Source organism: Novosphingobium sp. PP1Y, from assembly GCF_000253255.1.
In the GTDB taxonomy this organism is placed as follows: Bacteria; Pseudomonadota; Alphaproteobacteria; order Sphingomonadales; family Sphingomonadaceae; genus Novosphingobium.
On the sequence record NC_015580.1, the window covers coordinates 1,637,155 to 1,663,334 of the forward strand.

Sequence of the window (26,180 nt, forward strand, 5' to 3'; positions counted from 1 at the left end):
GCTGCCCCGCCGACGTTTTCGCCGCGTACTTTCGTCGGAACGTTCATGCCCGAATCCTTCTCCCTCATCCATTATGCAACAAATTGCACTATAAGCAACACATAAGAGTGCCTCGAGCCTTTCTGCTTTGAGAATTCTCCTATTCAATTCCGGGTTGCGGCGGCAAGCCGAGACTGATGGCCTTGAGTTCCAGGAATTCGTCAATGCCGTGACGCGATCCCTCGCGCCCCAGACCCGATTCCTTGACCCCGCCGAAAGGCACGGTTTCCGAGGAAATGATGCCGTTGTTGAAGCCGACCATGCCAACCTCGAGACCTTCGGCGAGTCGCCAGAACCGGTCCATGTCGCGCGTGAACGCATAGGCGGCAAGGCCGGAACGGGTGCTGTTGGCCAGGGCCAGGGCTTCGCCCTCGTTTGCGAAGCGGAAGAGCGGCGCGACCGGGCCGAACGTCTCCTCCTGCGCCAGCCGCATGTCGGGGTTGGCGCCGATCAGGACCGTGGGCTGGTGGAACAGTTCGCCGGCTTCATGGCGTTCTCCGCCCGTGACGATCCGGGCGCCGCGCCCGACGGCATCGCCGACATGGTCGCGGACCTTCTGCAAGGCGGCGGCGGTGATCAGCGGGCCCTGGTCGGTCTCGCCTTCAAGGCCGTTGCCGACCCGGAAGGCCGCGACCCTCGCGGCCAGGGCTTCGGCGAACCGGTCATGGATGCCGCTCTGCACCAGGATGCGGTTGGCGCAGACGCAGGTTTGTCCGGTGTTGCGGAATTTGGAGGCGATCGCGCCTTCGACAGCCGTATCGATATCGGCGTCGTCAAAGACGATCAAAGGGGCGTTGCCGCCCAGTTCCATCGAGACCCGCTTGAGGGTTGTGGCGCATTGCGCCGTCAGCAGCTTGCCGACCGCGGTCGAACCGGTGAAGGTGAACTTGGCGACGGTCGGATCGCTCGTCAGCACCGAACCGATCGCCGGAGCATCCCCCGCGATGACGTTGAAGACGCCCGGTGGGACGCCTGCATCGAGCGCGAGGTGGGCGAGAGCGAAAGCCGAAAGCGGGGTCAGTTCCGCCGGCTTGAGTGTGACGGTGCATCCTGCGGCGAGCGCGGGGGCAACCTTTCGGGTAATCATCGCGGCCGGAAAATTCCACGGCGTGATGGCACCAACCACGCCGACCGGCTGCTTGATGACCATGACCCGGCGCTCGCGCGCGGCGGGGATGATCTCGCCGTAAACGCGCCGCGCCTCTTCGGCAAACCAGCGCACGAAGCTGGCGGCATAGTCGATCTCGCCCCGCGCTTCGTTCAGGGGCTTGCCCTGTTCGCTGGTCAGCAGCCGGGCCAGGTCTTCACGGTTTTGCAGGATCAGGCCATGCCAGGCCAACAGGATGTCGGCGCGTTCGGCCGCTGCGCGTTTGCGCCATTCCTGCAGGGCGGCAGCATTGCTGGCCACGGCGCGTTCGGCCGCCTCCGCGCCCAGCAGTGGTATGGTCGCGATAGTTTGGGTGGTAGCCGGGTTCGTCACCGTGAAGACGCAGCCCTTGCCCGCAGGGGGCAGGCCGTCGATAATCGGCGTGGTCCGAAGGACGACGTCTTCGGCTAGCGAGGGTCTTGTGCTTGCCATCGATCCAACTTCCCGGACTGGGCAAAAAACCTTTGGGGTGGAACCGCGGATGCGGTTCCACCCCATCGGAGGGAGGACGGATCAAATTACCGTCCCGGGAGAGCTTAGTACTTGTACGCCAGCTTGAGGAACCATTCGCGCGGACGCGAATAGCTTGCCGTGGCAGCGCCGCCGACATTCAGATCGACATAGCCGCCCTGAAGGTAGCGCTCGTCGCCGATGTTGGTGACGCCGGCGGTCAGCGTGAAGTGATCGCTGGGATCGGTGTAGGAAGCGCTGGCGCCGAACACGCTGTAGGCCGGTTGGAACAGCTGCGGGCTGTTCACGGCATCCTTGAAGGTGCCGCTCTGGTGATACCAGTCACCGCGCAGGACCAGCTTGCCCTTGTCGCCATCGAACACGGTGGCGTTTGCCGCGACCGTCGCGGTCCATTTCGGAACGAACGCGAACTTGGAGTTCGTGTTGACGGGGAAAGCAGTGGGATCGACGGAGCGATAGAAGGCATCCAGATAGCCGACACCATAGTCGATCCGCAGCCAGTCGGTCGGTGCGGCCTGGCCTTCGATTTCGAAGCCCTTGATCCGCCCCTCGCCACCGTTGCGGACCTTGGGTGCAATCCCTTCGTTGACCACGATCTGGATGTCGCTGTAATCGGACTGGAACAACGCAAGGTTCATACGCAAGCGCCGGTCAAACAGCTCGGTCTTCAGGCCGACTTCATACGATGTGACGAACTCCGGAGAGAAGGCCGGTGTCGCTAGTTCGGCAGGGAAGATTCGCTGGCTGAAGCCACCGTTCTTAAAGCCTTTCGAGTAGGACACATAACCCATGACATCATCGGTGAACTGATAGTTCACCGAGACCGCCGGGGTCCATTCCTTGGCCTTTGCCGAAACCTGGACCGCAGGGAGAGTGTGGTTCCCACCCGGATTGGTTGCTGTTGCCACGCAGGCTGGATCGGGGAAGCCGGCAAGAGGGCCGCTCGGGATAAGCTGCGGCGTTGCTTGGCCTACGAGGCAACGGCTATACTGGATGAACACGCCATCGGGATAGGGCGGAAGCAGCCCTGCGGTGTAGTCCCGAGTGATGACCTGGGCCGAAGGATCAAACCGTTTGGTCTCATCGGTGTAGCGGATGCCCGGCGTGATCGAAAGCTTGTCAGTGACCTTGTAGGTGAACTGGAGATAGCCAGCATAGCTGTCGTTATCGATCAGGCCGCCGCTGAAGAAGTTGGCGAACCCGAAGCGCAGCGGCTCGATGTCGCCACCTTTTTCCTTCAGATAATAGGCGCCAAGCGCGAACTTGAGCGTGTCGTCGAACACGCTGCCGTTCAGCTGCAATTCCTGCGATGCCTGCCACACGTCGACATTGTTTGTCAGCTGCAGGACTTCGTGCGGGGTGCCGTCGAAGTCGTATTCGATGACCGACTTCTGGTCGCGATAGGCGCTGATCGATTTGAGCGAAATATCGCCGAAATCGTATTCCATGGTCAGGTTGACGCCCCAGAGGTCGAAGTCCGAACGGTTCGGGCCGCCGGCCCAGGTCGTGTCGATATCTCCGGTCACCCAGCGCGAGGATACGCAATTGGGATTGCTGACCGGGGCCAGTTCGCCCGGAAGTCCGCACTGTCCAGCGCCCAGGCCGAGCTTGTTGAAAGCGAAATTGGAACTGGGGAAGGCCACAGTGCCGAACGGTGTGGTGACGATCTGCAACAGATCGGGCGAATCGCGGTTCTCGATCAGGTAGATGGCTGTCTGCTCTTCCCGTCGAATGTTGACGTCGCCAGCGAGAATCGCGGTGAAGGCGTCGGTCGGCGTCCACTTGAACGCCACTCGGCCCGAGAAGCTGTCCTTGTTGCCCTGACGCCCGCCGTCGAACAGGCGCCGCTGGTAGCCATCGCGGGTTTCGTAGGAAGCCACGGCTCGCATCGCCAGCGTGTCGCTAATCGGAACGTTGATCAGGCCCTTGATATCGGCGCGATTGAAGCTGCCGGTCGCGGCTTCGAGCTTGAGCTCGAAATCGTTGCTCGGCTGGTTGGTGTTGACGATGATCGCGCCGCCGATGGTGTTCTTGCCGAACAGCGTGCCCTGCGGACCGCGCAGGATCTGCACGTTGCTGATGTCAGCCATGTCGAGCAGCCCGCCCACCGAGCGCGCCACGTAGACGCCATCGACATAGATGCCGACGCCCGGATCGACGGTGATGTTGAAATCGGTCTGGCCGACGCCGCGGATGAATGCGGTGAGCGAGGCGCTTGAGCCCGAAATGTTGCCGACTGGCTGAATGTTGACGTTAGGTGCATAGGACGCGACCTGCGCCACGTTGGCAATCTGGCGGTCCTCGATCATGGCCCCGCTCATCGCGGTGATGGCCACCGGGGTTTCCTGGGCATTTTCCTCACGCTTGCGCGCGGTGACGAGAATCTCGTCGAGTCCGCCCTGGCTTTGGGCTTCCTGTGCGGCATCGCCTGCTGCGGCGTCCTGCGCAAAGGCATTGGTCGGCGCTATGGCAAGGCAGGCAAGCGCAAGGCTGCTGCCGGCTAGCAGCCGCCGCTTGCGGTTGCTCGTGCGGTAAATCACTGACATGGCATTTCTCCCTTGAGTTCTATTTTGATCGCGGTTCCGATCTATTTTTCCACCTTGTTCTTAAAACTTGACTTCGACCGTCGCGCCAACTTTGCGCGGCTGTTCGTAGAAACCGTCGTTCGAAAGGGCGCCAGGACGCATCGTCTGGAAGACCTTCTCGTTGGTCAGGTTGGTCGCCCAAATCGAGAACTTCCAGTTCTCGCTCTCGGGCGTCCAGGAAGCCGACAGGTTGGTCAGCGAGTAGGCTTTCTGCGAGAAGTTGTTGGCGAAATCGTAGTAGAGGCGCGAGCTGAACGAAAGATTGCCGTTGAGCGACAGGCGGCCACCCGCCAGGTCGTGCCCCCAGTCAAAACCGACATTACCGGACCACTCGGGCGCCCGGGTCATGACGTTGCCCGAGGCATCCAGCGTCACGACGGTATTTCCGCCGTCAACCCGCGAGATAAAGCCCTGCGCCGCGATGAAATCCTTGTAGCGAGCGTGGGTATAGGCCAGGGCGCCGCGCAGCTTCAGATCGCTGGTCGGTGCCACGGTCAATTCCAGTTCGCCGCCATAGATTTCCGCATTGGCAGCATTCTGGAGGATGTAACCCGCTCCGAGGTTATCCTTCGACTGAAGCTGAAGGTTCTTGTAGTCGTAGTAATATGTCGCAAGGTTGACCCGCAGCCAATTGAACGGGTCCGACTTGATCCCGAATTCGGCGGCCTTGATCTCTTCAGGCTCGACCGGCACGCTGCGGGTACTGGCCATGTTGTAGACACCGCTCTTGAAAGCGGTGCTCCAGCTCGCATAGACGTTCGTGGTGTTGTTGATTTCGTAACGAAGGCCAACCTTGTAATTGAACTTGTTGAACGTCTTGTCGACGTTGTTGACGACCAGGTTGCCATTCACCGTCTGCGAGAATTCACGCTTTTCCGTGGTGTAACGACCGCCGAGATTGACGAACAGGCCGGGCGTGGCCTCATAGGTCACGTCGGCAAAACCCGCGAAGGAGCGGCCGCCGAGGTCCGGTTCGAGAGTCGGCCCGGCGAGGGGGAGGGTGGGATTCGCGGCCGTCCATGGTTGGAGGAAAGAGCTGCCCCCGAACTGGTAAAAATAGCCGCCCACCAGCCATTGAAATGGCCCGGGGTTCGCCGAACTGAGCTTGATTTCCTGGCTGCCTGATTCTGCGTTGAAGATGGCCGGAAAGTTTCCAAGACGCAGGTTCGACGCGTCCGAATCGGTGGTCTGGGTCCAGCGCAGGTTCAGGAAACCGCTGGTGGTTTCCAGGTTGACTGCGCCCAGATCGAGTTTGGTGTGCAGGGCGAATGTCCAGCGCCGCAGGTTCAGCAGGGGAACCTCGGTCAACGACGCCTGCCACGGGCCGGTGGGCAGAATGACGCCGGTGAAGCGGCGCCCGGCGGTGTTGCCATCGACCGGCTGGGGTGAATTGGTCGTGCTCTGCTGGTCGAAGAATTCACCGGTCAGGACTACCTTGAAATTGTCGGCCGGCTTGAACAGAACCTTGCTGCGCAGATCGATGACCCGCTGGTCGCCAAGGGTGCCGCCGCGAACCAGATCGTCGATATAGCCATCGTTCTTGCGGAACAGCGCCGACAGGTCGATCGCGGCCTTCTCGCTGATTGGCCCGGTTACATAGAGCCGGGCATCATAATCACCGGCCTCGCGCCGCATGCGCCCCACCCGCAGCGAAGCCTTGCCGCGGAAATCGAAGCTCGGATCGGGGGTGATGACATTGATCAGCCCGCCGGTCGCGTTGCGGCCAAAGGTGGTGCCCTGCGGACCGCGCAGTACTTCGACCCGCTCGACCTCGACAAGATCGATCCAGTTCGCGGCGGATTCGGGCTGATAAACACCATCGATATAGGTGGCGATGTTGGGTTCGTCGCCGATCGAGATGCCGGTCGAACCGACGCCGCGAACCACTGGTTGGAACACGCCCATGTTGCGGCTGCCGACAAAGCCGGGGACGACCTGGGTCAGCGTGCGGACGGTCGAGACGTCGGCCGATTGCAGGGCATCGCCGCCGATTGCCGTCACTGCCACCGGCACTTGCTGCAGTCTTGCTTCGCGGCGGGTTGCGGTAACGACGATATCTTCGATACCGGTCGTTGCCTGCTCGTCCTCGGGTTGGGCGGCCGCTGTATCCTGGGCTTGTACGACCGAAGAAAAAAGCGACTGCGCCAGAACGACCGTTGCAGTTGCGAACAAGCGTACTTTGAACCTTTTCATTTTCCCTCTCCCTGCGTTGTGCAATTTATTATATTGGCTCATTAACTAAACTATTTTTGTTGTGAAATATACTCTTGCAGAAAATCCAGGCGGTCATTGCCCCAGAATATTTCATCGTCGACAAACATCAATGGCGCGCCGAACACGCCTCGCTGGTAGGCCAGGCTGCGGGCCTTGCGGTATTCGTTTTGGCCGATCGGCGATTCCACGAAGGCAATCAGCCCCTCTGGGTCAAGGCCGGCTTCCGTTGCGCAGGCGCGCAGCTCTGCGCGGTCGCCCGGATCGATGCCCTGTCCCCAGATGCGATTGAAGGCGGCGGTGACATAGGCGCCCGCCTTGCCCTGCTCGCGCGCGTAAAGCGTGGCGCAATTCCAGTCGGCGCAGGCAAAGCTGGCCGGAAACCGCAAGGGGACGTCGTACTTGCGGGCCCAGCGGTTGAGGTCCGCCATCATCACCTTGATCTTGGGGGCGACCTCGCGATTGGACGGGCCGTAGTTCCCCGCCGCGATCTTCGCCTCGGGGATATCGATCGGGCAATATTCGAGTTCGTAACCGGCCTTGCGGGCAATATCGGGCAGCTTCAGCTGCGCGAGGTAGCTGAAGGGACTGATGAAGTCGAAATAGAAGTCAATCTTGCGGGTCATCGCGCGGTCTCGAAGCCGACCAGCTTCTCGTAATTGTCCCAGAAGCCGACAATGGCGCCTTCAGTGACAAGGTGGTCGGCATCTTCGGCGCGGCCACCGCCCATGGCGATGAACGAGGTCGCCTGCTGCTCGCCGACGATTGCGTTCTGCACGATTTCGACCGCTTCGCCGTCTTCCATCGAAATCAGGCCGGCCGGACCGATCAGATTGGTCTGCTTGCGCCGGATTGCCTGCATTTCGGCGTCGTCGTCGGCATAGCCGAAGTGGGTCCAGACCAGCTCGAAGGCCTCCGGCCCCTTGGGCACGATCTGCCGCACCGCAAGCGTGTTCTGGATCTGCTGGAGGACGAGGTTCGGGAACACCGCAAGGATAACCAGGGTAATGCCGTCCTCGAATTCCTGGCGGCCCTTGAGCAGCGACATGTCCTGCAGCTTGAACTCGGTATCGAAGGTCCGGGAATCGCCATAGGCCTGCTTGTCAGCAGTCTCGTCGTTGCTGGCGGCGATCGAATAGAGCAGCGAATGCCGCTTTTCGGTATCCATCACCGACTTGCCGGTCTGGGTCGAGCGATAGAGGCCGAACGTGTTGTGGAACAGGTGCAAGAGGCTGGCGTGATAGGGATCGCGGGTATTCTCGGCATAGAGCTTCCAGTTGCCGTGAACATATTGCCGCTGGTCGCCCAGCACCTTGATCGGCTTGTGCATGATCCGTTCGACATGCTCGACCACCAGCGGGCCGAGAAAATCGTTCAGGGGCACCACGCTTTGCGAAAAGCTCGCGAAGACCAGCCCGCCGACGATCCCGACGCGCAGCTGCTTGAGGCCGTGCTGCTTCATGTCGAAATCGCCGGGCATGCCGCCCTGGCCCTTGAGACCCCGGCGAAACGGCACCCCGATCAGATTGCCGGCGAGGTCATAGGCCCATTGGTGGTACACGCATTCGAGGTTCGGACGATTGCCGCGCAGTTCGCGGCAGACCAGGGCGCCGCGATGGGCGCAGCGGTTGACCACGACATGAACGGCGCCGTCCGCAGCCCTGGTAACGATGACCGGCGTTTCGCCAATGAACGTCGATTTGAAATCGCCAGCTTCCGGGATTTCCGCTTCGAGCGCGACGAACGACCAGTTCTCGCCCTGGAAGATCTTTTCCTGCTCGCGCGCGTGATATTCCGGGTCGGTGAAGACCCGATAGGGAACCCGGCGACCAGTTCCGGTTGCGGTCTTCGAGAGGTTCTCACCTAGCACAGCTGTGTCGGTCATGGTCAAAATCCTGGTCGCGGACTAAATCGGGCGAACCATCATCGTGTCGATGAGGTTGGTATCGAAAACGGCGATCTTCGAACGGAACATCGGGCGTTCGCCCGACAGATCGATCTCGTCGATATATTTGCCTGAATTGTAGATCGTGGTGCGTCCGTCAGTGCGGGTCATGAGGACCGCGTAGTTGGTTTGCGCCTTGGCGAGCGTTCCAGTTGTGGAAACGACCCGGGTCGGACCGAGAATATGACGGTAGGCATGAACCGGAAAGATATTGGCCTTGCGCAGGGACACGATGCGATCCACCAGCATGCCGCGGCTGTCGCAATAAATCGCGGCCGAAACCATGTTTCGCTCGAAATTTTCGCGCGCGATCACGGTATAGACGCAGTCCGAAACAAACAGTTCCGGCCATTCTTCCAGGCGATCGTCGTCGATGAGTTCGGCGTAGAGCGCGTTGAGCTCGGTCGCGAGCTGCTGGATTTCGAAGCGTGCAGGAGCGTCGGCTAGCATTCAGGCGCTCCCTTCGGGCTTGTCGATGCAAACCCAGCCGTCTTCGATCGTGACGGAATAGGTCCTGAGCGGAATCTGGCAGGGAAAGGCCTTGGCCGCGCCGGTCGCGATGTCGAACGAACCGCCGTGGAACGGGCATTCGATGAGCCCGCCGTCCTGGTAGCCATCGGTCAACATGGCATTGCCATGCGTGCACAGATTGTCGGTGACGAACACATCGCCATCGACGTTGTAGACCGCAAGCGCAGGCATCTGTTCCTGGTAAACCGCGACCGGTTCACCGTCCTTGACGTCTGCCACTTGGCAAAGGCGCAATTTGTTCGACATGGCGTCTGGCAATTCCAATCTGGGTTCTGGACAAGCGATCGAATGGGCGATCAGCCGAGGGGAATATCCATTCCGTAGCCCGCAGCCTCGTTGCCGTGACCGAAGATGTCGCGGGTGTAATATTCTTGCTGGCTCGGGGCCTTGCGGGCACCCCAGCCGAACTCCCACAGCCAGCCCGACGGGTTGGCGCAGTAGAAGGTCAGCGCCTGGTCGTTTGCGTGCTTGCCGAGTTGCAGGGCGACGTCGATCTTGCGGGCCCGCACAATGTCATGCGCGAGGCCGAGATCGTCGAGGTCGGTATATTCGAACATCAGGTGGTTGATGCGTTTTTCCATCGGGCCAAGCCCGAAGGCGATCGAATGCTGCCGCTCGTTGCAGTGCATGAAGTACGGCTGCGCCACCATCCCGTTGGGCAGCTGCAGGTGATACTCGACCGACCCGCGCAGTCCCAGCAGGCCATAGAACGCCGCTGCCGCCGCAACATCGTCCTGGCGCAGGATGCAGTGGCCGATCCCTTCGGAGCCGGTCAGGAACCTGCCGAACATCGGGCGCCCGGGGTGGAAGGGCTTGTGGGTGTCGACCTGGGGTGCGTAAAAGATTTCGGTCGGATTTCCGCCGGGATCGGCCAGCTTGGCAAGGCCGAGCACGCGCCGTTCGCGCGCTTCGGCTTCGCTCGCCACTTCAACCGCGATTCCGGCGGCAGCCAGCTGTGCCACCATGGCGTCGAATTCCACCGGACCGGCAACGCGCCAGCCAAGATAGGCAAGATCATCGGTATCACCGGCATGCAGGGCAATGCGATGGTGCCACTGGTCCATGCGCAGATAAAGGCAGTCACCTTCACCCTCATCGACGATCTCCATGCCGGCGACTTCGGCAGCATAACTGCGCCACGCATCAAGGTCGGTGACGGTCAACCCGAGGTAACCGAGTTCCGTGACTGCTACCATTTGCCTTCTCTCCCAGAGGACGCGGTTCGCGTGTCGCCGAACCGTCATCGCCGATTATTTTGACGCCGACTCTTGCCGACCGAGTCGAGGCGATAGTCGATAGTTCTCCATAGTGCAATACGTTGCACTGGGTAATTTGTTGGTGTAGGAAGTTCGCAACAGAAGGTCGGTCCAGCGATTCGTCCGTGATGCGCGGACGGCGTGGAGCCGGGTTCGTGAGCACCGCCAAGGTGTTCGGCCAGCCAGCGAAAGCCGTCCGTGCGGCTTCCGCTTATTGGGAGTGGAGCGTTATGGAAGCCGCAGAGAAGCGTGTCGGCCGGATTGCCGATTTGCAAGCGATCAAACAACGACTGAAATCGTGGCTCGTCAAGGATCAGGCGAGGGGAATCTTCCAGATCGACCGTGCCGCTTTCACCGATACCGAACTGTTCGATATCGAGATGAAATACATTTTCGAGCGCAACTGGATCTTCCTTGCGCACGAAAGCCAGGTCGCCAAGCCCCACGATTTCCTGACCACCAAGATCGGGCGATTCCCGGTGATCATCACCCGGGACCGTTCGGGGACGGTCCGTGGGCTGGTCAACGCCTGCGCTCACCGCGGCGCCAAGGTGTGCCGGGAGAAAGCCGGCAACAAGAAGACTTTCATGTGTCCTTTCCACGGTTGGACCTATTCGTCCGCAGGCGACCTTCTTGACGTCACCGAGGAAGCGGCAGGGGGATATGGACCCGGTTTCGACCGCGCCGATTTCGGGCTTCCCCAGATCGCCCGGCTCGAAATCTACCGCGGCTTCATCTTTGGCAGCCTGTCGGACGATGTCTTGCCGCTTGAGGAATATCTGGCCGGTTCGAAGGCGTTCATCGACTTGCTGGTGGACCAGTCGCAGCACGGCGAGATGGAGGTTCTTCCCGGCTCCACCCGCTATCGCTACAAGGGCAACTGGAAAATGCAGGTCGAGAATGGGCTCGACGGCTACCATGTGGCCACCGTTCACGGCAATTATTTCATGACGGTCCAGCGCCGCGTCGAAGGCGCTTCGAAGAATGATACCAAGGCGATCGATTTTGCGAATTTCAACCAGCAGGATGGCGGCTCGTTTTCCTTCCACAACGGACATTCGGTGCTTTGGGCCGACTACGCCAATTTCAGGGACCGGCCAAACTTTGACGTGCTCGACTGGATCGTGGATACCCATGGCGATGAAAAGGCGCTGTGGATGAACAAGCGGATCCGCAACCTGCAGCTTTTCCCCAATGTCTTCCTGATGGATCAGACCAGCACGCAGATCAGGATCATTCAGCCGATCTCCGTCGATGAGACCGAGGTCACGACCTATTGCGTCGCGCCGGTTGGTGAAAGCGCCGCGGCCCGGGCGCTGAGGATCCGGCAGTATGAGGACTTCTTCAATGCCAGCGGCATGGCGACGCCGGACGACCTGACTGAATTCAACAACTGCCAGGCCGGGTTTGGCGCGGGAGAAGGGCGGATGAACGACATGTCGCGCGGCGCGACGCGCTGGACCAAAGACGCCGGGCAATTCGGTGCTGCGCTTGCGGTGGATGCGGTGATGAGCAGTCCGGCGGTGGCCGACGAGGGGCTCTATGTTGCCATCCACGACGAATGGATCAGCCGGATGAACACCGCGATCGACCAGGAGACCGCAGAATTGATTGCCAAGGGCGATCTGGAGTTGGCGCGATGACGGCGGCCGATACGCAGTGGCTGGCCGTTTGCCGCTTTCTCGGCCGCGAGGCGGTTGCGCTCGACGAAAAGGACTGGGACACTTGGCTGTCGCTCTATGCGGAAGACGCGGAATACTGGGTTCCGGCCTGGGATGATCGCGAGCGTCTGACCGCCGATCCGCAGCGCGAAATCTCGCTGATCTATTACCACAATCGCGGCGGTCTTGAGGATCGTGTCTTTCGCATCCGCACTGGGCGGTCCTCGGCAAGCACGCCTGGCGCGCGCACTTCCCACATGTTCACACTGCTATCGACTGAAGATGCCGATGGTCTGGTGCGGGCGCGCACGTCGTGGACGGTGACGTCGGTGCTCGATGGGGTGGTAACCGTCTACAGCGGATCGGCCTTCTACGATCTTGAGCCGGTCGGCGGAAGTTTTGTGATCAAGCGCAAGAAGACCGTGATCATCAACGACCTCGCGCAGACCATGCTCGATGTCTACAGCATCTGATCGGTCCATGTCAGCTTCACCAATGCGTCCCGTCGTCGGGACCATGATCGGCGATCCTGCCGGGATCGGGCCCGAAGTGACAGTTAAGGCGCTCGCGGACGGATCGGTGCACGAAGTGTCGATACCGGTGCTGGTCGGCTCGGCTGCGGCGGTGGAGCGTGCTCTCGACATGACCGGGGTCAAGGCACGGGTGCGCCGGATGCGCTCGTTCGAGGCGCCCAGCGACGAGGCCGGGGTGATCGACGTGATCGACACCGGCGCCTTGCCGGACGGCGTTCTGCCGCTGGGTGAGGATACCGAAGTGGCCGGCCATGCCACTGCGCAATGGCTGGACGAGTTGGACGGTCTGGCCCGGGACGGGTCCTTCGCCGCTACGATCATGGGGCCGATCAGCACCGGTTCGCTCAAGATGGCCGGAAAACTCGACAAGGTCATCAGCCCGACGCCAGGCGAAAGCTATCTGGTGTTGTTGACCGGCCCCTTGCGGGTCGCGCATCTCACCGATCACATGTCGCTGCGTCAGGTGATCGACGTCATCACCGCCGATCTCGTGGCCAAGGCGATCGGGCAGGTCAACGATGCCATGCAATCCTGGGGAATCGCCCGTCCTCGTATCGCCGTGGCCGGGCTCAACCCCCACGCCATGGGTGACGAGGACCGGCTCGCGATTGCCCCGGGGGTCGAGCGGGCGCGGGCATCGGGCATCGCGGTGGAAGGTCCGATTGCACCCGATTCGGTGTTCCGCCAGTGCATCGAGGGGCGTTACGACATGGTCCTGGCGATTTTCCACGATCAGGGACACATTGCGGTCAAGACCTGGGGTTTTTCGGGCAACTGCGTGATCATGATGGGGCCGCCCTATCTGCACATGTCGGTCGCCCATGGTACCGCCTATGACATTGTCGGCACGGGCAAGGCGGACGCGGCGATGATGCGCAGCGCGATGCGCACCTGCGGCCAGCTCGCATCGGGCCAGGGATTTGTGGGAGAAGCGCAATGAATGCCTTTGCACCAGTGGGGGCACCTTCGCTGCCGACGGCGGTCGATTACAAGGTTTACCACGATACGCGGATTTTCGCTGCCGAGCAGCGCAACGTCTTCAAGGGGCGCACCTGGTGCTACCTTGGGCTCGAAGCCGAGATACCCAACGCCGGTGACTTTCGCGCAACCCATGTCGGCGAAACGCCGGTGGTGCTGGTGCGCGGTCAGGAAAACAAGGTCCACGCCTGGGTCAACCGGTGCGCGCACAAGGGGGCGACGGTGTGCCGCTCGTTGCGCGGCAACCAGGCCGACGGTGCGTTCGTGTGCGTCTACCATCAGTGGGCCTATGATGCCGAAGGCACGCTGGTCGGCGTGCCGTTCCGGCGTGGCCTCAAGGGAGTAGGGGGCTACGACAAGGATTTCGATCCGGCCACTCACTCGCTCGAAAAGCTCCGGGTGGAGAGCTACAAGGGCATGGTGTTCGGCACGTTTTCAACCGACATCGAGTCGCTTGAAGATTTTCTCGGTCCGGTGATGCGCAAGTATATCGACCGCGTTTTCCACCACCCGATCAAGGTGCTGGGTTACTCCCGGCAATATATGGCGGGTAACTGGAAGCTCTATTCCGAGAACAGCCGCGACAGCTACCACGGGGCCTTGCTGCACCTGTTCTACCCGACCTTCGGAATCTACCGGCAAAGCCAGGACAGCGCGGGGGAACTGGCCGAGCAAGGCTTCCACAACGTCTTTACCGTTGCCAAGCCCAAGGGCGACATCGACTACGGCTCGTTCGGCGATGAGGCCAATCGCGAAATGCAAGGCGCTGCCAAATTGCAGGACGAAAGCCTGTTGCAGTTCCGGCCCGAGATCGAGGACGATGTCGGCCTGCACATCCAGTCGCTGTTTCCCTCGGTCGTTCTGCAGCAGATCCAGAACACGCTGGCGACACGCCAGATCGTGACGCACGGTGTCGACAAGACCGAATTGGTCTGGACCTATTTCGGCTATGCTGACGACGATGAGGAAACCACGCGTCACCGCCTGCGCAACCTGAACCTTGTCGGCCCCTCCGGCCTGATCTCGATGGAAGACGGCGAAGCGGTCGAGCTTTGCCAGCAAGGGACGATTGGGGCCGAAGGCAAGCACAGTTTCATCGAAATGGGCGGCGACGACGTGCGGGGCTATTACGCGCCGATGGGCATGGACGAGAACGCCGTGCGCGGCTTCTGGAAAGGCTACCTAAGCCTGATGGGCGATGCCCTTGCCGCCAGCGCGGAAGCATCGGCATGAGCCTGGTCGATCCCGCATTGCAGGGCCTGGTCGATGGCCTGAACGCCGCCTACGGTCTGTGCCTGAATGACGGCCGGCTCGAGCAGTGGCCCGAGTTTTTCGTCGATGATTGCCTTTACCAGGTGATCGCCCGCGAGAATGTCGACAACGGGCTGCCCGCCGCGGTGATGTATTGCGACAGCAAGGGCATGCTGGTCGATCGGGTGGTGGCGCTGCGCCGGGCCAACGTCTTCCCGGAACATTTCAGCCGTCACCTGATTTCGCGGGCGGTCCTGACCGGGACTGATGGCGAGACCGTGACGGCCGAGGCCAGCTATGCCGTGCTGCAAACCCGCAACGACGGTGAGACCCGCATCTACAACGCCGGGAAATATGTCGACCGGCTGGCGATCAAGGACGGTGCGGCCAAACTGGTGAGCCGGATGTGCGTCTACGACACCCATCGGATCGCGACGCTGCTGGCGACTCCGATCTGATGGCCGAACATCGATCTGGCGTCGAAAAGAAACCTAGAGGAGAAGCACAATGAAACTGTTCATCAGCCCGGGCGCCTGCTCGCTCGCCCCTCATATCGCCCTGCGCGAAACCGGAGCCGATTTCGAAGCGGTCAAGGTCGATCTGGCCGTACGCAAGACCGAGGCGGGCGAGGATTTCCTCGCCGTCAATCCGTCCGGCAAGGTCCCGGCCCTGACTCTGGACAGCGGCGAGACCCTGACCGAAAACCCCGCCATCCTGCTGTATATTGCCGACCAGAACCCCGCATCCGGCCTGGCCCCGGCCGAAGGCAGCCTCGATCGCTACCGGTTGCTGAGCCGCCTCAGCTTTCTCGGTTCGGAATTTCACAAGGCGTTCGTGCCGCTGTTTGCTCCCGGGACCTCCGACGAAGCGAAGGCGTCGGCCGCAGAATCGGTCAAGAACCACCTCGCCGCGCTCGACAAGGAACTCGCCGGGCGTGACCATTATGCGGGCAACGCCTTCAGCGTGGCCGACATCTACCTGTTCGTGATGCTGGGCTGGCCGGCCTATGTCGGTATCGACATGACCGCCTACCCCGCGCTCGGCGCCTATGCCGGCAAGATCGCGCAGCGGCCCGCCGTCGGCGCGGCGCTCAAGGCCGAAGGCCTGGCGTGAGCCGGACCGGCCGGTTTGGGGCATGATGCGATCGGGTTGAATCATTCTCCATTTGCAAATGCGTTCTGTTTTATGCAATAACGCCGGGAATCCGAACGAACACGAGTCCGGTTGCCTTGCCTGTCGCAATGGCAGGCAAGGCAACCGGCCAAAAATCGGTTGAGAATTGATCGGGAGAGCCATGACTGCCGTAACCAACGACATCGCACGCCCGGAGATTGGCAAGTCCATCACGGTCGATGGCAGCGTCACCAACTACCACGATGTGGGCGAGGGCGCACCCGTCCTGCTGATCCACGGATCGGGACCCGGGGTGACCGCCTGGGCCAACTGGCGGCTCAACATGCCCGAGCTGGCGAAGCGCTTCCGCGTCATCGCGCCCGACATGTTCGGCTTCGGCTATTCGGATCCCAAGGGGCGAATCGAAGACAAGCGGGTGTGGGTCGATCAGGTGGCATCGCTGCTGGATGCCCTCGGGATCGACAAGGTCTCGATGGTCGGCAATTCCTTCGGCGGGGGCATCACCCTGGCATTCATGATCGCGCATCCCGATCGGGTCGAACGGGCGGTGCTGATGGGGCCGGCAGGGCTCGATTTCCCGATCACGCCGGCGCTCGATCTGGTCTGGGGCTACCAGCCTTCGCTGGAAGAAATGCGCGCCTCGCTCAAGTACCTGGCCTGGGACCACAGCCGTCTGACCGAAGACCTGATCCAGTCGCGCTATGAAGCGAGTGCGCGTCCGGAAGCGCACGATCCCTATCACGCGACCTTCGGCGGGGCGGACCGGCAGCGCAACATCGCGATGCTGGCAAGCCGCGAGGAAGACGTGGCGGCGCTCCAGCATGAAACGCTCATCCTGCACGGCCTGTTCGACCAGGTGATCCCGCTGGATTCGACCGTGCGCCTGGCCAGCCTGCTGGCGCGCGCCGACCTGCACGTATTCGCGGAATGCGGCCATTGGGTGCAGATCGAACGCATGGCGAGCTTCAACCGCATGGTGACCGAATTTTTTGAGAACGGCCTCAAGGCCTGAAGGGACAAGGAGATCTGAAATGGCGCTGACCGGTGTACTTCGCCCTGGCTATGTCCAGCTGCGCGTCCTCGATCTGGATGAGGCAATCCAGCACTATCGCGACCGCATCGGTCTCAACCTGGTGAGCGTCGAAGACGGAAGGGCGTTCTTCCAGGCCTTCGACGAGTTCGATCGCCACAGCATAATCCTGCGCGAGGCCGATTCCGCCGGGCTCGACCGGATGGCGTTCAAGGTCGCCAAGGATGCCGATCTCGACCACTTTGCCGAACGGCTGCTCGACATGGGGGTCCACGTCGATATCATTCCGGCTGGCGAGGATCCCGGCGTCGGTCGCAAGATCCGCTTCAACACGCCGACCGCCCACGTGTTCGATCTCTATGCCGAGATGGAGCTGTCCGAAACCGGGCCGGCCGTGCGCAATCCCGACGTCTGGATTGCCGAGCCGCGCGGCATGCGCGCGACCCGGTTCGATCACTGCGCCCTCAATGGTGTCGATATTTCGGCTAGCGCGAAGATCTTCGTCGAGGCTCTCGATTTCTCGGTGACCGAAGAATTGGTGGACGAGGCTTCGGGCACGCGCCTTGGCATCTTCCTGTCGTGCAGCAACAAGGCGCACGACGTGGCATTCCTGGGCTATCCCGAAGACGGGCGGATCCACCACACTTCCTTCAACCTCGAATCCTGGCACGATGTCGGCCATGCGGCGGACATCATCAGCCGCTACGACATTTCGCTGGATATCGGCCCGACCCGCCACGGGATCACGCGCGGGCAGACGATCTACTTCTTCGACCCGTCGGGCAACCGCAACGAGACCTTCAGCGGCGGCTACACCTACTATCCCGACAATCCGCGCCGGATGTGGCAGGCCGAGAATGCCGGCAAGGCGATCTTCTATTACGAGAAGGCGCTCAACGACCGCTTCATGACGGTGAACACCTGAGCATGGACGGGGTGGCGACCATCCGGTCGGTCGGGCACGATCTTGCCGCCAAAGCGGTGCAGGTCGCCGTGGCCAAAGGCGGCGAGGTGGGCTGCCCTCTCGTCGCTGCGGTGGTTGGTGCCACGGGGGAGTTGGTCGCCCTGCTGCGCGCCATCGGGGCGCCGTTCCCATCCTCGCAGATCGCGCAGGACAAGGCCTATACCGCAGCCAGCTTCAAGGTTCCCTCGCCTGACGTCTTCAAGATGGTCGAAGGCAACCCGGCGCTAAGCGGGGGTATAGCCGCTAAGCCCGGCATCGCCATGTTCGGCGGCGGGTTGCCGATCATGATCGCTGGCGAGATCGTTGGCGCTATCGGCGTGTCTGGCGGAACCGAGGAACTCGATACGCAGTGCGCCAACGCCGCCCTCACCGCGATCGGAGCGGCGCAATATTGAGCGCGCGACACCATTGAGACTTTACGGAGAAACGAAAAACCCATGGCAACCCAAGGCACCCTGGCCGTTACCGATACCGTCCTGAACTTCATCGGGGGCTCCTATCGCCGTGGGAGCACCGGCAAGACGTTCGCCAATATCGATCCGGCAACCGGCTTGCAGACCGGCACCGTCCACGAAGCGAGTGAGCAGGACGTTGCCGATGCCGTGGCAGCCGCCAGGGAAGCCCTGAACGGTCCGTGGGGCAAGATGACGACGGCCGAGCGAGTCAAGCTCATCTCGGCCGTCGCCACCGAAATCGAACGCCGCGCGGACGATTTCCTCGCTGCCGAAGTGGCGGATACCGGCAAGCCGCGCCATGTCGCCTCGCACATCGACATTCCGCGCGGCGCCGCTAACTTCCGGATGTTCGCCGACGTCATTGCCACTACCCCGACCGAATCCTTCGCCACGGCGACGCCCGATGGCGGGAAGGCGCTGAACTACGTCGTGCGCAAACCCAAGGGTGTGATCGCAGTGATCTGCCCGTGGAACTTTCCCCTTCTACTGATGACCTGGAAGGTCGGCCCGGCGCTGGCTTGCGGCAACACAGTTGTGGTCAAGCCCTCCGAGGAGACACCGCGGACCGCGGCGCTGCTGGGTGAGGTCATGAACGCGGTCGGGATGCCCGAGGGTGTCTACAACGTGGTGCACGGCTTCGGGGGCGGCTCGGCCGGTGAATTCCTGACCTCGAACCCCGATGTCGACGCGATTACCTTTACCGGCGAGACCGGCACCGGCCAGGCGATCATGCAAAAGGCCGCGGTCGGGGTGCGCGATATTTCGTTCGAGCTTGGCGGAAAGAATCCGGCCGTCGTGTTTGCCGACGCCGATCTCGACAAGGTGGTCGAAGGACTTTCGCGCTCGGTGTTTCTCAACACCGGGCAGGTCTGCCTCGGAACCGAGCGGGTCTATGTCGAGCGGCCGGTTTTCGATGATTTCGTCAAGCGGATGACGGCGGCGGCCAAGGCGTTCAAGCCCGGCGCGACCGGCGATAAGGCCTATCTGGGGCCGCTGATCAGCGCCGAGCACAAGGAAAAGGTGCTGGGATATTACGCCCGCGCGGTGGCCGAAGGTGCCACTGTCGTCACCGGCGGCGGGGTTCCCGCGCTGTCGGGTGACGCAGCGGGCGGCTTCTATGTCGAGCCGACGCTGTGGACGGGCCTGGCGCACGACAGTTCGGTGATGCGCGAAGAGATCTTCGGCCCGTGCTGCGGGGTCATTCCCTTCGATGCCGAAGACGAGGTGATCGGCCTGGCCAACGACACCGACTACGGGTTGTGCGCGACGATCTGGACCGAAAACCTCTCGCGGGCGCACCGCGTCGCCGCCGCGATGCAGGTTGGCGTGTGCTGGGTCAATTGCTGGTTCCTGCGCGATCTGCGCACCGCCTTCGGCGGTTCCGGACATTCCGGGATCGGCCGCGAAGGCGGTGTGCACAGCCTCGAATTCTATACCGAAACCGAAAACATCTGCGTGAAGCTTTGACACCATGACGACTGAAACCAAGATCGATCCCAAGGCGATTCAACAGGCGGCCGAGCAATTGCGGGGCGCGGCTGCCAGCGGCAAGCCGGTAGCGCCGATCCGCGATCTCATTTCGGCCGGCGGGGTGGATGCCGCCTACGCCGTGCAGGAAATCAACACCCGGCACGCCCTTGACAGCGGGCGGCGCCTGGTCGGCCGCAAGATCGGGCTGACCTCGCTGGCGGTGCAGCGCCAGCTCGGCGTTGACCAGCCCGATTACGGCATGCTGTTCTCCGACATGGACGTGCCCGAAGGGTTTCCTATCTCGCTCGATCAGGTCATCCAGCCCAAGGTCGAGGCGGAAATCGCGATCGTGGTCGGCCGTGATCTGCCTCATCCCGATCTCACCACCGCCGAGATGATCCGCGCGGTCGAATATTTCGTGCCCGCGATCGAGATCGTCGACAGCCGGGTCGCCAACTGGGACATCCGGATCTGGGACACCGTCGCCGACAACGCCTCGAGCGGGTTGTTCGTGCTTGGCGCGGTGCCGCGCAAGCTCGAGGCGCTCGACCTGCGCGAATGCGGCATGGTGATGGAAGTGAAGGGCGAGCCGATCTCGGTAGGTGCGGGGATTGCCTGCCTCGGCAGCCCGATCACCGCAGCGCTGTGGCTGGCGCGGGTGATGGCCAAGGTGGGGCGTCCGCTGCTTGAAGGCGACGTGATCCTGTCCGGCGCGCTCGGGCCGATGGCGGGAGTCGCGCGCGGCGATGTCGTGGAAGCGAGGATCAATGGGGTCGGTACGGTGCGGGCGGCTTTCGCCGCCGAAGCCGGCTGACGCAGGTTAACGGGAAGATCGAAGCATGACCAAGATGAAGTGCGCCATCATCGGCTCCGGAAATATCGGAACCGACCTGATGATCAAGCTGCTCAAAGGGTCCGATAGTCTTGAACTGGCAGCAGTGGTCGGGATCGACCCGGCCTCGGAAGGGCTCGCCATGGCCCGCGAACGCGGCGTGATGACGACCCACGAGGGAATCGACGGGCTGCGCAAGCTGCCGGTCTACCCCGAAATCGGCATCGCCTTCGATGCGACGTCGGCCTACGCCCACAAGGAACACGATGCCGCCCTGCAGGCCGATGGCAAGCTGGTGGTCGACCTGACCCCGGCCGCGATCGGGCCGTTCTTCGTCCCGCCGGTCGGCGGGGTGCTTGAAGACAACATTCGCAACGTCAACATGGTCACCTGCGGCGGCCAGGCGACCATTCCCATGGTCGCCGCGGTTTCGCGGGTGACTCCGGTTCATTACGCCGAAATCGTCGCGTCGGTGTCGTCGCGTTCGGCGGGTCCGGGGACGCGCGCGAACATCGACGAGTTCACCCGCACCACCGCGAAGGCGATCGAAACGGTGGGCGGAGCCGGCCGCGGCCGGGCGATCATCATCCTCAACCCCGCCGAGCCGCCGATGATCATGCGCGACACGATCTTCACGCTGACCGATCAGGTCGACGAGGACGCCATCCGCGCCTCGATCAAGGAAATGGTCGAAACCGTCCAATCCTATGTCCCCGGCTATCGCCTCAAGCAGGAAGTGCAGTTCGAACGGTTCGGCTCGAACCGGCCGCTGAAGATCCCCGGATACGGGGAATTCGTCGGCCTGAAGACCAGCGTGTTTCTCGAAGTCGAGGGCGCTGGCGACTATCTTCCCAAGTATTCCGGAAACCTAGACATCATGACCGCTGCCGCCAAGGCAGCCGGCGAACGCATGGCCCAACAACGCCTCGCAAAGGTGGCAGCATGACCTTCAACCCCGAAACCGGCAAGCTCTACATCCAGGACGTCACCCTGCGTGACGGGATGCATGCCATTCTTCACATGTACGGCACCGACAGCGTCCGCACCATCGCCAAGGCGCTGGACGATGCCGGCGTCGATGCGATCGAGGTGTCGCACGGTGACGGCCTCAACGGCAGCTCGTTCAATTACGGCTTCGGCGCCCATACCGACTGGGAATGGATCGAAGCCGCCGCCGACGTGATCAAGAACGCCGTGCTGACCACCTTGCTGGTGCCGGGCATCGGCACGGTCGAGGAACTGCGCCGCGCCTACGCGCTCGGCGTGCGCTCGGTCCGGGTCGCCACCCATTGCACCGAAGCCGATGTCGCCAAGCAGCATATCGGCATTGCCCGCGATCTCGGCATGGATGTTTCGGGCTTCCTGATGATGAGCCACATGATCGATCCCGAGGCGCTGGCGCAGCAGGCCATTCTGATGGAAAGCTATGGGGCGCACTGTGTCTATGTGACCGACAGCGGCGGCGCGCTCGACATGGACGGGGTGCGCGATCGCCTGCGGGCCTATGACCGCGTCCTCAAGCCGGAAACCCAGCGCGGCATCCACGCCCACCACAACCTTTCGCTCGGTGTGGCCAACTCGATCGTCGCGGCCCAGGAAGGCGCGGTGCGGATCGATGCGAGCCTTGCCGGAATGGGGGCAGGGGCCGGCAACGCGCCGCTCGAGGTGTTCGTCGCCGCCGCCGACCGCAAGGGCTGGAACCATGGCTGCGACGTGATGGCACTGATGGACGCAGCAGAGGACATCATCCGTCCGTTGCAGGACCGCCCGGTGCGGGTGGATCGCGAAACGCTGAGCCTGGGCTATGCGGGGGTCTATTCGAGCTTCCTGCGCCACGCGGAAAAGGCCGCCGAACAGTATGGGCTGGATACGCGCGAAATCCTGATCGAACTGGGCAAGCGCCGGATGGTCGGGGGGCAGGAAGACATGATCGTCGATGTCGCGCTCGATCTTGTGTCCGCACGCGCAGCATAGGCCCAAGGCAATGGACAAACTTGAGCGATACGCCGAAACCCTCGACAGCGCAGCGTTGCACGCGCGTGCCACTCCGCAGCTCACCCATACCGATCCCGACCTGAGCGTCGCCGATGCGTACCGGGTCCAGAAACTGTCGGTCGCGCGGCGCCTGGCGCGGGGCGAGCGCCGCATCGGGGTCAAGATGGGGCTGACGAGCCGCGCCAAGATGCTGCAGGTCGGGGTCGACGAGGTCGCCTGGGGGCGGCTGACGGATGCCATGCTGATCGAGGAGGGCACGGCCATATCGCGGGCGCGCTTCGTCCATCCGCGGGTCGAGCCGGAAGTCGCCTTCCTGATGAAGGCGCCGCTGGCCGGCAAGGTGACCGCGGCGGCCGCGCTGGCGGCGGTCGAGGCGATTGCCCCGGCGATGGAGATCATCGACAGCCGCTATGAGAACTTCAAGTTCGCGCTGTCCGATGTCATCGCCGACAACACCTCGTCGTCCGGGCTGGTGATCGGTTCCTGGAACGACCCCGCGATGGATTTCTCCAACCTTGGCGTTTACCTCGAAATCGACGGGGAAGTGACGCAGGTCGGCTCGACTGCAGCGATTCTCGGCCACCCCTTGCGCTCGCTGGTTGCTGCGGCGAGGCTTGTCGCCGAAGCGGGTGAGGAGATTTCTGCCGGGGACATCGTGATGGCGGGCGGGATCACCGCCGCGCCCAATCTGGCGCCTGGCCAGACGGTGCGCACGACCGTCCAGGGGCTGGGTTCGGTCATGTTCCAGGTGGAGGCCTGAATGCCGATCATCGAGGTCAACATGCTCGAAGGGAGGACTCCCGACGACAAGGAGCGGTTGATCCGGGCTTTGACCGCTGCCGCCATCGAATCGATCGGTGCGCCGCGCGAATCGGTTCGCATCATCCTGCGCGAGATGCCGCCAGGCCATTTCGCGGTGGGTGGAGAATCCTTTGCGGCCAAAGCGGCCGCGAAGGCAGCTGGACAAGGCTAGGACAGTGACCGGCCTCCATCAAATCCGCGTGATCGGCGGCGGCGAGTTTACCTGCGGCGAGGACGAGCGGGTCCTCCTCGCAATGGAACGCTGTGGTGCCGGCGATATCGGAGTTGGTTGCCGGGGCGGCGGCTGCGGAATTTGCCGGGTGAAGGTAGTCGAAGGCGATTACCGGACCGGCAAGATGAGTGCGGCGAAGGTGCCGGATAGCGATCGCCGGGCAGGTTATGCCCTGGCGTGCCGACTGTTTCCGGCCGGAGACCTGGTCATTGCAGTGGAATAGGTTTGGAAGGAGATTTGAAATGGCTACCCAACTGAAGAGCGCGGAAAACGAATACGGCATCAAGCCCGAATACGGACACTTCATCGGCGGTGAATGGGTTTCGGGCGACAGCGGCAAGACGATCGACCTGATCAACCCGGCGACCGGGGCGGTACTCACCAAGATCCAGGCCGGCAACGCCAAGGACATCCAGCGCGCGGTCGCGGCGGCCAAGGCCGCCTTCCCGAAGTGGTCGGAAAGCTCTGCCGCCCAGCGTCAGGAAATCCTGATCGAGGTCGCCCGCCGGCTCAAGGCGCGCCACCAGCACTACGCCACGCTCGAAACCCTGAACAACGGCAAGCCGATCCGCGAATCGATGTACTTCGACATGCCGCAGGCGATCGGCCAGTTCGAAGTGTTCGCCGGCGCGGCCTATGGCCTGCATGGCCAGACGCTGGACTATCCCGACGCGATCGGCATCGTCCACCGCGAGCCGCTGGGCGTCTGTGCGCAGATCATCCCGTGGAACGTCCCGATCCTGATGATGGCCTGCAAGATCGCCCCGGCCCTGGCTTCGGGCAACACGGTCGTGCTCAAGCCCGCGGAAACCGTGTGCCTGTCGGTAATCGAATTCTTTGTCGAAATGGCCGATCTGCTGCCCCCGGGCGTGATCAACGTGGTGACCGGCTACGGCGCCGACGTCGGTGAAGCGCTGGTGACCCACGAAGACGTCCGCAAGGTTGCGTTCACCGGCTCGGTGGCGACGGCTCGCCGGATCATCCAGTATGCTTCGTCGAACATCATTCCCCAGACGCTCGAACTGGGCGGCAAGTCGGCGCACATCGTCTGCGCCGATGCCGACATCGATGCAGCCGTCGAAAGCGCCACGATGTCGACCGTGCTCAACAAGGGCGAAGTCTGCCTGGCCGGTTCGCGCCTGTTCCTGCACGAAGCGATCCAGGACGAATTCCTTGCCAAGTTCAAGGTGGCGCTCGAAGGCATCCGCCAGGGCGATCCGCTTGACTTTGCCACCCAGATTGGTGCGCAGGCCTCGCAGATGCAGATGGACAAGGTCCAGAGCTACCTTCAGCTGGCCACCGACGAAGGTGCGACCGTGCTCACCGGCGGCAGCCGCAACGAAAGCCTGGCCGACGGCCATTTCATCAGGCCGACGGTATTCACCAACGTCAACAATTCGATGCGTATCGCCCGCGAGGAAATCTTCGGCCCGGTCACCAGCGTGCTGACCTGGAACGACGAGGACGCCATGATGGCGCTGGCCAACGACACGACCTATGGCCTGGCCGGCGGCGTCTGGACCAAGGACATCGCCCGCGCACACCGGATTGCCCGCAAGCTCGAAACCGGGACGGTTTGGGTCAACCGTTACTACAACCTCAAGCCCAACATGCCGCTGGGCGGCTACAAGCAAAGCGGTTTCGGCCGTGAATTCAGCCATGAAGTCCTGCACCACTACACGCAGACCAAGTCGGTTGTGATCAACCTGCAGGAAGGGCGAATGGGGATGTTCGACCAGTAAGGTCGCCCGACGCATAAAAACGGCTTGAATGGGAGATTGGCATTGTCTGCAAGGCTTGAAGGACAGGTCGCGCTGCTGACCGGCGGCGCAACCGGAATTGGTGCAGCGGTCGTTGCCCGCTACATCGAGGAAGGGGCCAGGGTCGGCGTGCTCGTCCGTGACGACGAGCAGGCCGGGCTGGTGCGTTCGCGCCACGGTGACAAGGTCGCCGTGGTGGCGGGCGACGTCCGTTCCTATGCAGACAATGCGCGGGCCGTTGCCGAAACTGTCGGGGCATTCGGCAAGCTGGATGTCTTTGTCGGCAATGTCGGGATCTGGGATTTCATGGTGCCGCTCGAGCAGCAGGATCCCGATCAGCTCGAAAAGACCTTTGACGAAATCTTTGACGTCAACCTGAAGGGCTATTTCTTCGGGGCGCGGGCGGCCATTCCCGAACTTAGGAAGACCAAGGGCAGCATCGTCTTCACCGCCTCGACCTCGAGCTATTACACTGGCGGCGGCGGAACCCTGTATGTCGCATCGAAGCACGCGGTGCTCGGCCTGATCCGCCAGCTGGCCTGGGAGCTGACACCCGATATCCGGGTCAATGGCGTCGCCCCGGGCGGCACCCGGACCCCGCTCAGCGGGACCGAGAGCGGCGGCTTCTCCGAAACCAGGATGGAGGAGATGCCCGGCCTGGACGACCTCATTTCCGGAATGACGCCGCTCGCGCGGATCGCCGAGCCGGATGACCATGCCGGCCTCTACGCGCTTCTCGCCTCCCGTCGCGATTCTGCATACATGACCGGAACGGTGCTGCTGAGCGATGGCGGCATCGGCATCGGCAAGCGCCCCGGTACCTGATCCGTTACCTGGCCCGGGACTTTCAGGGCCCCGGGGCTGGAACGCCTGAACATCACAAGAAAAGGAGCGAGAGC

26 protein-coding genes are annotated in these 26,180 nt (G+C 62.5%); 18 read left to right on the forward strand and 8 right to left on the reverse strand.

Translation table 11 applies throughout. From position 1 onward, the window contains the following. Nucleotides 1–139: 139 nt before the first annotated feature. From PP1Y_RS13825 to bphC, 8 genes are all read right to left on the reverse strand, one after another. Nucleotides 140–1,618: an NAD-dependent succinate-semialdehyde dehydrogenase gene (locus PP1Y_RS13825; RefSeq protein ID WP_013832797.1), complete on the reverse strand. Its 1,479-nt coding sequence runs from the start codon at nucleotides 1,616–1,618 to the stop codon at nucleotides 140–142. A gap of 104 nt (nucleotides 1,619–1,722) precedes the next feature. Continuing rightward, a complete protein-coding gene (locus PP1Y_RS13830; protein ID WP_013832798.1) occupies nucleotides 1,723–4,203 on the reverse strand; it encodes a TonB-dependent receptor in 2,481 nt (826 codons plus the stop codon). 60 nt (nucleotides 4,204–4,263) lie between these two features. Next, nucleotides 4,264–6,435 carry a TonB-dependent receptor gene (locus PP1Y_RS13835; protein ID WP_013832799.1) on the reverse strand — a complete coding sequence of 724 codons (2,172 nt, stop codon included), beginning with the start codon at nucleotides 6,433–6,435 and terminating at the stop codon, nucleotides 4,264–4,266. Between the two features lie 50 nt (nucleotides 6,436–6,485). Further along, nucleotides 6,486–7,079, reverse strand: a complete 594-nt coding sequence (locus PP1Y_RS13840; protein ID WP_013832800.1) for a 2-hydroxychromene-2-carboxylate isomerase — start codon at nucleotides 7,077–7,079, stop codon at nucleotides 6,486–6,488. Beyond that, nucleotides 7,076–8,338: a Rieske 2Fe-2S domain-containing protein gene (locus PP1Y_RS13845; RefSeq protein WP_013832801.1), complete on the reverse strand. Its 1,263-nt coding sequence runs from the start codon at nucleotides 8,336–8,338 to the stop codon at nucleotides 7,076–7,078. The genes PP1Y_RS13840 and PP1Y_RS13845 overlap by 4 nt, the downstream gene beginning before the upstream one ends. A gap of 21 nt (nucleotides 8,339–8,359) precedes the next feature. Then, complete coding sequence (locus PP1Y_RS13850; protein WP_013832802.1) at nucleotides 8,360–8,848, reverse strand: aromatic-ring-hydroxylating dioxygenase subunit beta; 489 nt, start codon at nucleotides 8,846–8,848, stop codon at nucleotides 8,360–8,362. Beyond that, nucleotides 8,849–9,175 carry a non-heme iron oxygenase ferredoxin subunit gene (locus PP1Y_RS13855; RefSeq protein WP_013832803.1) on the reverse strand — a complete coding sequence of 109 codons (327 nt, stop codon included), beginning with the start codon at nucleotides 9,173–9,175 and terminating at the stop codon, nucleotides 8,849–8,851. A 50-nt stretch (nucleotides 9,176–9,225) separates the two neighbouring features. Next, nucleotides 9,226–10,125, reverse strand: coding sequence for a biphenyl-2,3-diol 1,2-dioxygenase (gene bphC, locus PP1Y_RS13860; RefSeq protein ID WP_013832804.1), 900 nt, complete (start codon nucleotides 10,123–10,125; stop codon nucleotides 9,226–9,228). A gap of 215 nt (nucleotides 10,126–10,340) precedes the next feature. Between bphC and PP1Y_RS13865 the strand changes: the two genes are divergently transcribed. The 18 genes from PP1Y_RS13865 (at nucleotide 10,341) to hcaB (ending at nucleotide 26,106) form a co-directional block, all read left to right on the forward strand. Continuing rightward, nucleotides 10,341–11,828, forward strand: coding sequence for an SRPBCC family protein (locus tag PP1Y_RS13865; protein WP_232512497.1), 1,488 nt, complete (start codon nucleotides 10,341–10,343; stop codon nucleotides 11,826–11,828). Beyond that, on the forward strand, nucleotides 11,825–12,319 hold the full coding sequence (locus PP1Y_RS13870) for an aromatic-ring-hydroxylating dioxygenase subunit beta (protein WP_013832806.1): 495 nt from the start codon (nucleotides 11,825–11,827) through the stop codon (nucleotides 12,317–12,319). Before PP1Y_RS13865 ends, PP1Y_RS13870 begins: the two co-directional genes overlap by 4 nt. Nucleotides 12,320–12,326: 7 nt before the next feature. Then, the gene (locus tag PP1Y_RS13875; protein ID WP_232512495.1) at nucleotides 12,327–13,319 is read left to right on the forward strand and encodes a PdxA family protein; all 993 of its coding nucleotides are present in this window, start codon (nucleotides 12,327–12,329) and stop codon (nucleotides 13,317–13,319) included. Further along, a complete protein-coding gene (locus tag PP1Y_RS13880; RefSeq protein WP_013832808.1) occupies nucleotides 13,316–14,590 on the forward strand; it encodes an aromatic ring-hydroxylating dioxygenase subunit alpha in 1,275 nt (424 codons plus the stop codon). The genes PP1Y_RS13875 and PP1Y_RS13880 overlap by 4 nt, the downstream gene beginning before the upstream one ends. Beyond that, nucleotides 14,587–15,066 (forward strand): aromatic-ring-hydroxylating dioxygenase subunit beta, encoded by a 480-nt coding sequence (locus tag PP1Y_RS13885; RefSeq protein WP_013832809.1) that lies wholly within the window; start codon nucleotides 14,587–14,589, stop codon nucleotides 15,064–15,066. Before PP1Y_RS13880 ends, PP1Y_RS13885 begins: the two co-directional genes overlap by 4 nt. 49 nt (nucleotides 15,067–15,115) lie before the next feature. Further along, nucleotides 15,116–15,721 (forward strand): glutathione transferase GstA, encoded by a 606-nt coding sequence (gene gstA / locus PP1Y_RS13890; RefSeq protein WP_013832810.1) that lies wholly within the window; start codon nucleotides 15,116–15,118, stop codon nucleotides 15,719–15,721. Nucleotides 15,722–15,902: 181 nt separating this feature from the next. After that, a complete protein-coding gene (locus tag PP1Y_RS13895) occupies nucleotides 15,903–16,754 on the forward strand; it encodes an alpha/beta fold hydrolase (RefSeq protein WP_013832811.1) in 852 nt (283 codons plus the stop codon). Between the two features lie 19 nt (nucleotides 16,755–16,773). Continuing rightward, a complete protein-coding gene (locus tag PP1Y_RS13900) occupies nucleotides 16,774–17,697 on the forward strand; it encodes a catechol 2,3-dioxygenase (RefSeq protein ID WP_013832812.1) in 924 nt (307 codons plus the stop codon). Nucleotides 17,698–17,699: 2 nt separating this feature from the next. After that, a complete protein-coding gene (locus PP1Y_RS13905) occupies nucleotides 17,700–18,131 on the forward strand; it encodes a heme-binding protein (protein WP_013832813.1) in 432 nt (143 codons plus the stop codon). Between the two features lie 42 nt (nucleotides 18,132–18,173). Further along, on the forward strand, nucleotides 18,174–19,658 hold the full coding sequence (locus tag PP1Y_RS13910) for a 2-hydroxymuconic semialdehyde dehydrogenase (protein WP_013832814.1): 1,485 nt from the start codon (nucleotides 18,174–18,176) through the stop codon (nucleotides 19,656–19,658). A 4-nt stretch (nucleotides 19,659–19,662) separates the two neighbouring features. Further along, nucleotides 19,663–20,475, forward strand: coding sequence for a 2-keto-4-pentenoate hydratase (locus tag PP1Y_RS13915; protein ID WP_013832815.1), 813 nt, complete (start codon nucleotides 19,663–19,665; stop codon nucleotides 20,473–20,475). 25 nt (nucleotides 20,476–20,500) lie between these two features. Then, complete coding sequence (locus PP1Y_RS13920) at nucleotides 20,501–21,439, forward strand: acetaldehyde dehydrogenase (acetylating) (RefSeq protein WP_013832816.1); 939 nt, start codon at nucleotides 20,501–20,503, stop codon at nucleotides 21,437–21,439. Further along, nucleotides 21,436–22,467: a 4-hydroxy-2-oxovalerate aldolase gene (gene dmpG / locus PP1Y_RS13925; RefSeq protein WP_013832817.1), complete on the forward strand. Its 1,032-nt coding sequence runs from the start codon at nucleotides 21,436–21,438 to the stop codon at nucleotides 22,465–22,467. The genes PP1Y_RS13920 and dmpG overlap by 4 nt, the downstream gene beginning before the upstream one ends. Before the next feature lie 10 nt (nucleotides 22,468–22,477). Continuing rightward, nucleotides 22,478–23,248 (forward strand): 2-keto-4-pentenoate hydratase, encoded by a 771-nt coding sequence (locus PP1Y_RS13930; protein ID WP_013832818.1) that lies wholly within the window; start codon nucleotides 22,478–22,480, stop codon nucleotides 23,246–23,248. Further along, nucleotides 23,249–23,461 (forward strand): 2-hydroxymuconate tautomerase, encoded by a 213-nt coding sequence (locus PP1Y_RS13935; protein ID WP_013832819.1) that lies wholly within the window; start codon nucleotides 23,249–23,251, stop codon nucleotides 23,459–23,461. A 4-nt stretch (nucleotides 23,462–23,465) separates the two neighbouring features. After that, on the forward strand, nucleotides 23,466–23,744 hold the full coding sequence (locus PP1Y_RS13940) for a 2Fe-2S iron-sulfur cluster-binding protein (RefSeq protein ID WP_051010036.1): 279 nt from the start codon (nucleotides 23,466–23,468) through the stop codon (nucleotides 23,742–23,744). Between the two features lie 19 nt (nucleotides 23,745–23,763). Beyond that, nucleotides 23,764–25,263, forward strand: a complete 1,500-nt coding sequence (locus PP1Y_RS13945; RefSeq protein ID WP_013832820.1) for an aldehyde dehydrogenase — start codon at nucleotides 23,764–23,766, stop codon at nucleotides 25,261–25,263. A gap of 42 nt (nucleotides 25,264–25,305) precedes the next feature. After that, entirely contained in the window at nucleotides 25,306–26,106 is an 801-nt protein-coding gene (gene hcaB / locus PP1Y_RS13950; protein WP_013832821.1) for a 3-(cis-5,6-dihydroxycyclohexa-1,3-dien-1-yl)propanoate dehydrogenase, read from the forward strand. Nucleotides 26,107–26,180 lie beyond the last annotated feature (74 nt).